The organism is Anthropogastromicrobium aceti (assembly GCF_020687335.1).
Classification (GTDB): domain Bacteria; phylum Bacillota; class Clostridia; order Lachnospirales; family Lachnospiraceae; genus Anthropogastromicrobium; species Anthropogastromicrobium aceti.
Genome location: NZ_JAJEQN010000007.1, coordinates 107,684 through 119,296 on the forward strand (window position 1 = coordinate 107,684; position 11,613 = coordinate 119,296).

General features: G+C 41.7%; 9 protein-coding genes. All 9 read left to right on the forward strand.

The window, feature by feature from the left end; translation table 11 throughout:
• Positions 1 to 429 precede the first annotated feature (429 nt).
• Positions 430 to 1,080 (forward strand): sigma factor-like helix-turn-helix DNA-binding protein, encoded by a 651-nt coding sequence (locus LKD48_RS04230; protein ID WP_118741642.1) that lies wholly within the window; start codon positions 430 to 432, stop codon positions 1,078 to 1,080.
• Positions 1,070 to 1,492, forward strand: a complete 423-nt coding sequence (locus LKD48_RS04235; protein WP_005421633.1) for an RNA polymerase sigma factor — start codon at positions 1,070 to 1,072, stop codon at positions 1,490 to 1,492. Before LKD48_RS04230 ends, LKD48_RS04235 begins: the two co-directional genes overlap by 11 nt.
• Positions 1,493 to 1,732: 240 nt before the next feature.
• A complete protein-coding gene (locus tag LKD48_RS04240) occupies positions 1,733 to 1,903 on the forward strand; it encodes a hypothetical protein (RefSeq protein WP_158554182.1) in 171 nt (56 codons plus the stop codon).
• Between the two features lie 93 nt (positions 1,904 to 1,996).
• Positions 1,997 to 7,906 carry a SpaA isopeptide-forming pilin-related protein gene (locus LKD48_RS04245; protein ID WP_227617394.1) on the forward strand — a complete coding sequence of 1,970 codons (5,910 nt, stop codon included), beginning with the start codon at positions 1,997 to 1,999 and terminating at the stop codon, positions 7,904 to 7,906.
• A gap of 71 nt (positions 7,907 to 7,977) precedes the next feature.
• Entirely contained in the window at positions 7,978 to 8,124 is a 147-nt protein-coding gene (locus tag LKD48_RS04250; RefSeq protein ID WP_002594282.1) for a hypothetical protein, read from the forward strand.
• Positions 8,105 to 8,623: a PcfB family protein gene (locus LKD48_RS04255; protein ID WP_227190478.1), complete on the forward strand. Its 519-nt coding sequence runs from the start codon at positions 8,105 to 8,107 to the stop codon at positions 8,621 to 8,623. The genes LKD48_RS04250 and LKD48_RS04255 overlap by 20 nt, the downstream gene beginning before the upstream one ends.
• Entirely contained in the window at positions 8,620 to 10,557 is a 1,938-nt protein-coding gene (locus LKD48_RS04260; RefSeq protein WP_308731291.1) for a VirD4-like conjugal transfer protein, CD1115 family, read from the forward strand. Before LKD48_RS04255 ends, LKD48_RS04260 begins: the two co-directional genes overlap by 4 nt.
• Before the next feature lie 145 nt (positions 10,558 to 10,702).
• Entirely contained in the window at positions 10,703 to 10,915 is a 213-nt protein-coding gene (locus tag LKD48_RS04265; RefSeq protein ID WP_005421639.1) for a Maff2 family mobile element protein, read from the forward strand.
• A gap of 27 nt (positions 10,916 to 10,942) precedes the next feature.
• Positions 10,943 to 11,613: VirB6/TrbL-like conjugal transfer protein, CD1112 family (locus LKD48_RS04270; protein WP_308731292.1), on the forward strand; the 671-nt coding region annotated here is incomplete at its 3' end.

Here is an 11,613-nt window from a genome sequence, read left to right on the forward strand (position 1 = left end):
TCACCATATATGGGGTGCAAAATAAAAAAACTCCCCATATATGCTAAGGATAATAGAATCCTGTGTTGTTAAAATGGAAAACAGAGAGATAAAGAAGGGAGATAGGATTGATGACCAGAGAAGAAAATTTGCTTTATCGGAGGCAGTGTCCTTATGATGCAATGGGAGACTATTCTGTTTTGATGGAAAATGAAAAGAACATAAAAGCAGAAAGAAATGCCAAGAAGTCTGATCCTGGCATCAGACGGAAAATAAAGTAGAGAATATTGTAACTATTAGAAAGGGCAGTAAGGAAGTTTCAGGCTCTCGTTAAAAAAAACGGGTGTACCGGAAGCTGTTTTTTACTGTCCTTTTTGTCAGTTGATCAGTAAAAATCCTATCCTTTCTGCCGATGGGCACCTGTTGCCAGCAGGCAGAAAGGTGGTAATTATGCTTACATTGCAGGAATTGAAACAGGTTGTAAGTAACAGGGAAGAAAGAAGAAAGGTTCCGTCCGCTAAATATTTAAGAGAAAACGATGTAGCAGTTGCGAAGCAAAGGTTGATGGATTGTGCGGAAATTATCGCATATCAGACCGGATATGTTCTCTATTGTGTGGGGGACTATGCAACGGTTTTTCCGTTATTTACCTGTCGAGATTATGTGTATGAAGCAGAAAGAAAAATAGCAGTTGTTGAGGAGAATTTTTTTGATGATCAACCCTGGTATGTAAGGCTGATATTAGAAGGCGAAGACAGGCTGTGGAGAAACAGGGAAACACGAGAACATAATAATTGCATTTCGTATAGCTGTATTTCCGAAGAATGGTGCGAAGTGGCAGATAAAGGACAATGTCTGCTTGAAAGAATCATTGCAGAGGAAACAGTCAGGGAGTTGATGAATCTGTTGACAGAGCGACAGAGACAGATGATCCAGCGTATTTATTTTCAGCAGCAGACACAAAAAGAAGTCTCGCATGAACTGGGTATTACAGTTCCGGCAGTATCAAAGTGCATTTCACAGGCAATGCAGAAAATGCGGAATAATTCGGATGACTCTGCCAGAGTATTGAAAAAAGGAGACTGGAAGTATGCCTGGTAAAAAGCCAAAAGAAAGACAACGCTATATGCTGCGTGTAAATGATACGCTTGTGGAAGTTACCAGGGCAGTATATCTGGCTTGGTATCAGGCTGGAAGAAAAGAGCGATACCAGGTTGAAAAAATGCAGAGGCATGGAGTATGTAGTATGGAGGAATTACAGGAAAAAGGCTATGACTGCTCTTTTTCGGTATTATCACCGGAAGAAATCATTATCAGATTGTCAGAAATACAGGAACTGGAAGAAGCTCTGGGATATTTGACTAAAGAGGATGCGGAACTGATAACGCTATTGTTTTTTGAAGAATTTACAGTAAAAGAAACAGCACAGTATTTTGGGTGCTGCCCAAAGACGATCAGAAACCGGAGGAAGAAAGTATTGGAGAAATTAAAAGAACAACTGGAAAACACATAAAACAATGTTGAAATAAAAATATCTAAAAAATTTTTCAAACAGGTTAATTTTTGCCCTTTCACACATGCAGTTAGTGAAGGGGCAAATGTCTATTTGCAATTCAAGAAGATAAATCCCCTTAAAAATTGCACCTTGACAATTTCATACCAGCAGCGAGAGGATACCCGGAATTTTTCAGCTACGCATTTTTGCGGCGGGAATCCGGTGAAAACGTGAAGGGATACAGATGGGAGGCACCCTTTGCAGGAACTATTACGAATTACCTCTTGCGGCTTAATGCTTGATCCTGAACTTTACCTGAGTGTCATTCCTGTTTTACAGGATGACAGCAGATACCATGTGGCGGTGTTTCAAAAAAGGCACTGCCATATGAATGTGCTGTTATCAGAGTTATTTCTGTATCAGCAATAAGATGTGGGAGGTGGTTCCAATGATTGAATAATGTAGGTGTGAGCCTGCATGAAAACAGAGCAGATAATAGAAGAAAGAGAGGATTCAGTCAAAATGAAAATGAGATTCAAAAGATTCTTGTCCGGATTTATGGCAGTCGCAACACTGGCTTCTGTCATTATTCAGCCAGTAGCAGTTTCGGCTTCTGAATTAGAACCGGAAGAAATACCATTTGAACAGCAGTATGCAGAATTAAAAGATGTTCAAGATTCCCTTGATCCGGATGAAATCGTAAAGGCAAATGATATTGAACTTTCTTACGGGCAGGAATTTGATGTAGAAGTTGATCTGTCGGGAATTGAAGGTGTAGATGAAAGCAAAATCAAGATTTTATTCCATGAAGCAAAGAACGAAACTGGTACAGATTTTGACACACATACACCGGATACTTACAAAGCTGTCTATGCAGTAAAACCAGTCAGCGGTCATCCTGCTTATAGAATCAGCAGAAATATTACAGTGAAAGAACCGGAAACAGAAATGCAGTCAGAGCGTTCTTCGGACAGTACAGTGAATGTTGAGGATGATACTAGGGATACGGAGCAGAGCGAGGAGGATTCGGAGTCGCACCGGGAAACACAAAATTCTGAAAGCACAACAGATTTGGAATCTGAATTAACCGTTTCAGAAGTACTGGAACAGGCAGAGGGTAATGGCATTGATCTGTATGTAATGGAAGCCGGAGAAACAGTAACCTTTATGGCTGCGGCAGGCAATGCCAGAAGTTCACAGCAGGTTTCTGTGACCAGAGGGGCAGAATACCGATATGCAGATTATGGATATGGAACCTATCTGACTTATCAGTACACTGTAAAATTCGGTAATATATCTGCCACGGCATACTGTGTGCAGCCATCCAAACCAGGGCCAGGAAGTGGAACCTATACGATCAATAAAGTTGGTGATGGGAAAGCACTTGCGAAAGTGTGCTATTACGGCACAAAGGCTTCCGGTGATGATGGTTTTTTTACAGAAGAAAACGGATATGGCAATTTAAGTACAGGAGCCAGATTTATCTTGGTACATCTGGCAGCATCTTATGCAAATGGAAGTGGGGATGCTTTTTCAGGTGCAAACAGTACAGCACAGAATCTGGCAATGAAACTCTATAATTACTGTATTTCACAGCCGGAAATTCCAGATGTGGCAATGTCCTTTTCGGATGCAGATGTAAAAGCCTATGTGGATGGCAACAGTCAGAGAACAAAGGATATTACATTTAATGCGGATGCGTTACAGACCATTACCATGAAACTTCCGGCAGGTGTACAGCTTCATAACCTGACAACAGGTAAAACAAGTAAAGCCGGAGAAAGTGTGGAAATTTGTGGTGGTACAAAGTTTTATCTGTCTGCACCATTAACACAGGTGAGTGATGTGGCAGGAAGCTGGTCTGCAACCATGAAAGGAAGCATTACCAAAGATTATTCTGCATACAAAATTTCAACAGGTTCCGGAAACCAGGATCTGGCTCTGGTATTTGGCGAAGGCGTTGATGATGAGAAATATGTAGATTTTAAAGTATCCTGGGTACAGCAGGCAAGTGTAAAGGTAATCAAGAAAGATGCCAAGTCAGACGCAAAGCTGTCTGGTGCTGTGTTTGGATTATACAGTGATGCTGAATGTACCAAACTGATCACAAAGTTACCTGCGACGGATGAAAACGGTGAAGCATCCGTACAGATCACCAAGACACAGGATACCGTATATCTGAAAGAGATTACAGCTCCAAGCGGATATCGTATCAATGCAACAGCTTACAATGTGAAACTGGAGGTCAGCAAGACCACAACCGTTACGGTTCCAGATGAAGAACAGATGGGACAGCTTACCGTTTATAAAGAAGGTGAGGTTCTGGTTGGTGCTGATGTAACAGAAAATGGAACAACATTTAAATATGAGAAACGCAGACAGAGTGGTGCTGTTTATGATGTGTATGCTGGAGCAGATATTAAAACTGCTTATGGTACAAAAGTTTACAGCAAGGGTGATCTAGTAAAAGAGAATCTGACAACAGATACAAACGGAGCTACCGTTCTTAAAAATCTGTATCTTGGTACATATATCGTAAAAGAGAAACAGGCTCCGACAGGATTCTATAATGCCGGAGAGGAAAAGACAGTAACATTATCCTATGCAGGACAGAATGTGAATGTTGTTTTCACTGAGACAACCTTTACTAATGACAGACAGAAAGTAGAAGTAATGGTAACAAAACAGGATAAAGATACAGAAAATCCTCTAGCTGGAGGAATCTTTGGACTTTATGCTGCAAGTGACATTACCAACGTGGATGGAACCGTCATTGTAAAGAAAGGGACACTGATCCAGAAAGCGACAACAGGAGCAGACGGAACAGCGAAGTTTACAGCAGACCTGCCGCTTGGATTTTCTTATGATGTGAAAGAAGTGCAGGCACCGGAAGGGTATGTGAGAAACACAGATGATGTTTATACGTTTGCTTTCTCTTATACGAATGATAAAGAAGCAAAACAGACATTCAAGCATACATTCAAAAATGAACGTGTGACAGCTAAGATTTCTCTGCAGAAGCAGGATAAAGAAACCAAAAAGGCAGTTCCACAGGGCGATGCCACTCTGGAAAAAGCAGTATATGGACTGTATGCTCGTGAGGATATTGTGCATCCGGATGGTGTTACTGGCGTGATCTATAAAGCAGGAGAACAGGTTGCCACTCTTACGACAGATGAGAATGGACAGGCTTTTGTGGATGGATTATATCTTGGTAATTACTATGTGAAAGAGATTACTCCTCCAACTGGTTATCTGGCAGATGAAGAAGAACATGATCTGGTCTGCAATTACGAAGGAGATCTTGTAGCAGAAGTAAAACGTGACTGTCTGTCTCTGGAGCAGGTAATGAAACAGCCATTCCAGATTATCAAGGCGGCAAATAACGGAAAGACCGATGCCGACTTACTGAAAGGGGCAGGATTTACCGCTTATCTGGTATCTTCCCTGAAAGTAAAAGAGGATGGAAGCTATGATTTTGATTCTGCAAAACCGGTAGTGATCGGGGAAAACGGAGCAACAGAAATCTTTACAGATGAAAAAGGTTATGCCTGCAGTATTGCGATTCCTTATGGAACTTATATTGTGCGTGAAACCACGACACCTCATAATTACACTCCGGTAGATGATTTTACAGTGCGTATCACTGAGAACAACCCGAACCAGCCACAGACATGGAGAGTGCTTCTGGATGACGAGTTTGAAGCGAAACTGAAAATCATCAAACAGGATGATGAGACGAAAAAGGCAGTGCTTCAGAAGAATACAGAGTTCAAGATTTTCAACATGGACACTGAGAAATATGTGGAGCAGGTAACAACTTATCCGACTACGGTAAAACATAAATCCTATTTTACAGATGAGCAGGGATATTTGATTCTTCCGCAGAATCTTAAAATCGGACATTATCGCATTGAGGAAGTAAATGCACCTTATGGATATACTTTGAATGAAAATTACTATGAGGTAACAGTAGATTCTAATACTGCATACCAGATGGACGGAACTTCCGGGGATGTGATCATTGAAGCAGTTTATGAGAACCATCCTGTTAAGGGTGAACTGACTATCGTGAAAAAGGGCGAAGTTCTGGACGGATTCAAGGATGATTTTACATATCAGACAGAAAATCTGGAAGGGGCAGAGTTTGAGATTTACGCTGCCGAGGACATCTATACTGCAGATTTCCAGAAAGATGATAATGGAAACCGTATTCTGGAATATGCTGCTGGAACACTGGTAAAAACGGTTACAACGGATAAAGATGGGAAAGCGGTCCTGAAAAATCTGCCGCTTGGAAGTTATAAGATTGTTGAAAAGACAGCACCGGATGGCTTTGTTTTAAACAGTGAAGCACAGATCATTACTTTTTCTTACAAAGATCAGGAAACACCAGTCATTGAACAGACAGCTATCTTTGAAAATGACCGTCAGAAAGTAGAAATTTCTGTGGTAAAACAGGATGCTGATACAGAAGCAGCCGTTGCAGGAGCAGAGTTTGGACTTTATGCAAAGAATGATATGAAAGCTCATGGAGCTGTAATTGTGAAAGCAGACACACTGCTTGGAAAAGCTGTTTCCGGAGAAGATGGAAAGGCTGTATTTACACAGGATCTTCCATTTGGTGAGTATTATATCAAAGAACTTGCAGCACCAGATGGTTATGTATCTTCTGATGAAGTTCTGGAAGTAAAAGCAGAATATCAGGGACAGGATGTTAAGGTAGTACAGTTATCTTCTGTATTTAAGAACCAGCCTACAAAGGTTGTAGTTTCCAAGTCTGATTTAACTACTGGCGTGGAATTGTCAGGTGCGACACTTACTGTTCTGGACAAAGCTGGAAATGCAGTTGATACATGGAAATCTGTAAAAGGCGAGCAGCATCTGATTGAACGACTTACCGTAGGGGAAACCTATACTCTCAGAGAAGAAATGGCTCCTTATGGATACCTCAAGGCAGAAGAGATCACTTTTACGATTGAGGATACCGGGGAAATCCAGAAAGTTGAAATGAAAGATGATGTGCCAACAGGAACGATTATCATCAATAAAAATGGAGAATTTCTGGATAAAGTAACTGCACTGGATTCCGTTGGAGGCTGGATCAGCCATTTATTCCAGTATGTAACAGGCAGTCTGAAAGATGTTACTTTTGAAGTTTATGCTTTAGAAGATGTGAAGTCTGCTGACGGAGAAAGTGAAGATTATTATAAAAAAGATGAGCTGGTGGCAACCATTACAACAGATGATACCGGTATTGCAAAAATATCCGGACTTCCACTTGGTAAATACTATGTAAAAGAAAAAGCTACAGTAGAAGGCTTTGTTCTGGATGATGAAGCAAGAGAGATTGATCTGACATACCGGGATCAGGATACTGCAGAGGTTACTTACTCTGCTGACTGGCAGAATAACCGCCAGAAAGCAGAAGTGAAAGTTGTGAAAAAAGAGAAAGATTCTGATCGTGTACTGGAAGGTGCGGTATTTGCCCTCTGTGTCAAGGATGATATTACAGGAGCAGACGGAAAAGTAATTCTGAAGGCAGATACTGTGATCGAGGAACTGGCAACAGACAAAGAAGGAAAGCTGACTTTTACGGCAGATTTACCGATTGGTTTTGCGTATTATATCAAAGAAACGTCTCCGGCACCTGGATTTGCAATGACAGATGAAACACAGGAGTTCACGTTTGAGTATGGAGGTGCAGAAAAGGAAAAAGTATCTTATGCTTTTACCTTTGAGGACGAGCCGACTGTAATCGAAATTACCAAGACTTCCCTGACAGACGGAAAAGAGCTGGAAGGAGCTAAGTTACAGGTAACTGACGAAAGCGGTAAAGTTGTAGATTCCTGGACTTCCGGTAAAGAAGCTCATATCATCAAAGAACTGGTAGTTGGACAGAAATATACTCTGACAGAAACAAAACCGGCAGATGGTTATGTGACAGCAGAAAGCATCACATTTACCGTTGAAGATACTGCAAAGTCACAGAAAATCGAGATGAAAGATGATGTGACCAAGGTAGAAATTTCCAAGACGGATATTTCCGGTAAGGAACTTCCAGGAGCAAAACTGACCATTCTTGACAAAGACGGTAAGACAGTAGAGAGCTGGACTTCGGAGGAGAAACCGCATTACATTGAAATGCTTCCGATAGGGGAGTATACACTTCGTGAAGAGTCTGCCCCTGACGGCTATCTGGTAGCTGAGGACGTGAAGTTCACAGTAGAGGATACCGGGGAGATTCAGAAAGTTGTGATGAAAGATGAGGTAAAACCGGAAGAAACACCAACACCGGAAACACCATCTACACAGGTAACGGATACACCGAAAACCGGAGATAATACACATATGCTGCTTTGGATTCTGCTTGCAGTAGCAGGTATGGCAGGCAGTGTATCAGCATTCTGGATTGCGAAAAAAAGAAAATAAAAGTTAATGGAGGGGCATTTATGAGCAGCAGAAGTCATAGATGCCCTTTTGAATGATGAAAGGGGTATAAAATGAGAACGTTATTGATTATTGCAGGGATTCTTCTGGTATTAGCAGTCAACTTTGTTCTGTACTGCTGTATCCGGGTAGGAGCAAAGGAAGACCGTCTGTTGGAAAACCATAGAAAGGAGCAGATTGATGCAGGAAGAAGTGAATGAAAAAACAGTGTCCCTGTGTATCACTGGCGGAAAAGTGACAGTTCGCTTATTGAAACAGGCAATGATGCGTTTTCTGGCAGCAATAGAGAAAGAAAAAGCAGAGAAAGCAAGAAAACAGCAGGTAAAAGGACCGCCAGATAAAGATTATCATGGGAAGCAGAGTTTAAAGAAGCTGGCACAGCAGAATGTTCAGCTTTCCAACATTGAGATTACGGATAACAACATTAAGGATTTTGAAAAAGTGGCAAAAAAATATGGCATTGATTTTAGTCTGAAACGTGATAAGTCCGTAGATCCACCCCGATATTTCGTTTTCTTCAAGGCAAGGGATGTGGATGTGATGACAGCGGCATTTCGGGAATTTACCGGAAAGACGCTGAATAAAACAAAGAAACCGTCTGTCCGTAAGAAATTACAGCAGGCAATCGCAGCCCGCAGCCAGGATAAACAGAGAGAACGGGAAAAATCGAAAGAAAAACAGAAGGAGCCGAGCTTATGAGTGGGATAAAAAATATAAAGAAAAAACTGAAAGGATTTCAGGTGCGTCCCCCGAATGCAGAAGTGATAAAAAAGGTTCTGTTGCATATTCCGTATGTGGTTGTATTTTATGTGGTAAATAAATGCACCTGGCTGTATCAGTATTGCAGGGGCAGTACAGTAGTGGACAGGCTGATGGTTCTCCTTATGAACTATCCGTTAGCGTTTAAAAAGTTACTGCCAAGTATACAACCGAAAAGTCTGGCTGCGGGAACTATCGCAGCAGTCAGTGTGTGGGCAGTGGTATATTTTAAGGGAAAAAATGGAAAGAAATTTCGCAAGGGAGAAGAATATGGTTCTGCCAGATGGGGAAATGAAAAGGATATAGCCCCTTTTATTGATCCGGTCTTTGAGAACAATATTCTGCTGACACAAACGGAACGTCTGACCATGAACAGCAGACCGAAGAAACCAAAGTATGCCAGAAACAAGAATGTCATAGTAATCGGAGGATCTGGTAGCGGAAAGACTCGATTTTATGTGAAACCGCAGCTTATGCAGATGCCAGATAATGTGAGTTTTGTGGTCACTGATCCCAAGGGAACAATTATTGTTGAGTGTGGGAAAATGCTGGCAAGAGGAACGCCGAAGAAAGATAAGAACGGTAAAATCCTGCGTGATAAAAATGGCAGAGTGGTAATGGCTCCGTACAAAATCAAGGTGCTGAATACCATCAACTTTGCCAAAAGTATGCACTATAATCCGTTTCATTACATTCGTTCGGAAAAAGATATTCTGAAATTGGTAAATACGATCATGGTAAATACCAAAGGAGAGGGAGAAAAATCTTCCGAGGATTTCTGGACAAAAGCGGAACGTCTGCTGTATTGTGCTTTGATTGGGTATATCTACTATGAAGCACCGGAGGAAGAACAGAACTTTTCAACCCTGCTGGAATTTATCAATGCCAGTGAAACCAGGGAAGAAGATGAAGAGTTTAAAAATGCAGTGGATCTGATATTTGAGGAGCTGGAAAGAGACGAGCCGAATCATTTTGCAGTAAGGCAGTATAAAAAATACAAGCTGGCTGCAGGAAAGACAGCAAAAAGTATTTTGATCAGTTGTGGTGCCAGACTCGCACCCTTTGATATTGCGGAACTGCGGGAGCTTATGTCTTATGATGAGATGGAGCTGGATATGATCGGAGATCAAAGAACTGCATTGTTTATTGTAATCTCTGATACGGATGATACATTTAACTTTGTGGTTGCCATGATGTACAGTCAGCTTTTTAACCTGTTATGCGACAGGGCCGATGACGTTCATCATGGAAGACTGCCTTATCATGTGAGAATCCTCTGTGACGAGTTCGCAAATATTGGACAAATTCCGAAGTTCGACAAGCTGATTGCAACGATCCGAAGCAGGGAAATTTCTGCTTCCATTATACTCCAGTCCCAGTCCCAGCTCAAGACAATTTACAGGGATGCAGCCGAAACCATTACAGGAAATTGTGACACAATGTTGTTCCTTGGAGGCAAGGAAAGCACCACTCTGAAAGAAATTTCAGAAACATTGGGTAAGGAAACCATTGATTTATATAACACTTCTGATACAAGAGGACAAAGCCGGTCTTACGGTCTGAACTATCAGAAAACAGGAAAAGAACTGATGAGCCGGGATGAACTGGCAGTCATGGACGGTAACAAATGTATTTTGCAGCTTCGTGGTGTCCGTCCGTTTTACAGTGATAAATTTGATATTACAAAACATAGACGGTATCAGCAGTTATCCGATTATGATAAAAAGAATGAGTTTCATGTGGAAGAATATATGAAACATCAGATGGAAGTCCGGTTAGATCCGGAAGAAGCGTTCGACCTTTATGTGTATGAAGGCAGTGAACTGGAAAAACAATCAAATAGTGAAAATGAAGGCACAGAGCATGTAACGTAAAACATACATAGCTCTTTTTTTATGCCCTTTTGGGAGGTAGCGATATGCGTAAGCATGAAAGACCGCCCATCAGGGCGGAACCCTCCGAGTAGTAACCGTTTGAAAATCACAATGAAACAGCAGTTACGAAAGGAGAACATAGATTATGGCGTTTTTTACATCCGCAATTAATATTTTACAGACTCTGGTTGTTGCAATCGGAGCTGGTCTGGCAGTTTGGGGAGTTATCAATCTTCTGGAGGGATATGGAAATGACAATCCCGGAGCCAAGTCCCAGGGAATCAAGCAGCTTATGGCAGGTGGAGGTGTCGTTTTGATCGGTACACAGCTAGTACCATTACTGGCGAATTTGTTTTAGCCGGGGCAGTAAGAAAGGAGAACACGCATGGATAAGATTTTTGAGTCCATAGAAGAATGGATGCGTAACCTCCTTACAGGCATGGTCAGCTCAAACCTGACGAATATGTTTACCGATGTGAATGAAAAGACCGGTGACATTGCAAGTCAGGTTGGGCAAACGCCCCAGGGCTGGAGTGGCAGTATTTTCAGTCTGATTCAAAATCTGTCGGATTCTGTGATCGTACCGATTGCTGGAATGATCATAACCTTTGTGTTGTGCTATGAGCTGATTTTCATGCTCACCGAAAAGAACAACATGCATGACATAGATACATGGATGTTTTTTAAATATTTCTTCAAGATGTGGGTAGCAGTTTGGTTCGTAAGCAATGCTTTTACGATCACAATGGCAATTTTTGATGTTGGGCAGAATGTAGTGAACCGGGCGGCAGGTGTTATCAACCAGCAGACGGCAATTAACATTGATTCAGTAGTCACCTCGATGGAGACTGCAATGGAATCAATGGAAGTAGGGGAACTGATTATACTGGCACTGGAAACGCTTCTGGCGAGCCTGTGTTTAAAGGTTATATCCGTTTTTATAACGGTCATTTTATATGGTCGTATGATAGAAATTTATCGCGCGTCCAGAAGCGCCGCTTTTCATCCAAAGGCGGTGTGCGGGCATTTTGGGAACCCGGCTTTAGCAAGCCGGTA

Coding starts and splice junctions, on each gene's coding strand:
- LKD48_RS04230 (WP_118741642.1), top strand. CDS start 430: ATGCTTACATTGCAGGAATTGAAACAGGTTGTAAGTAACAGGGAAGAA.
- LKD48_RS04235 (WP_005421633.1), top strand. CDS start 1,070: ATGCCTGGTAAAAAGCCAAAAGAAAGACAACGCTATATGCTGCGTGTA.
- LKD48_RS04245 (WP_227617394.1), top strand. CDS start 1,997: ATGAAAATGAGATTCAAAAGATTCTTGTCCGGATTTATGGCAGTCGCA.
- LKD48_RS04250 (WP_002594282.1), top strand. CDS start 7,978: ATGAGAACGTTATTGATTATTGCAGGGATTCTTCTGGTATTAGCAGTC.
- LKD48_RS04255 (WP_227190478.1), top strand. CDS start 8,105: ATGCAGGAAGAAGTGAATGAAAAAACAGTGTCCCTGTGTATCACTGGC.
- LKD48_RS04260 (WP_308731291.1), top strand. CDS start 8,620: ATGAGTGGGATAAAAAATATAAAGAAAAAACTGAAAGGATTTCAGGTG.
- LKD48_RS04265 (WP_005421639.1), top strand. CDS start 10,703: ATGGCGTTTTTTACATCCGCAATTAATATTTTACAGACTCTGGTTGTT.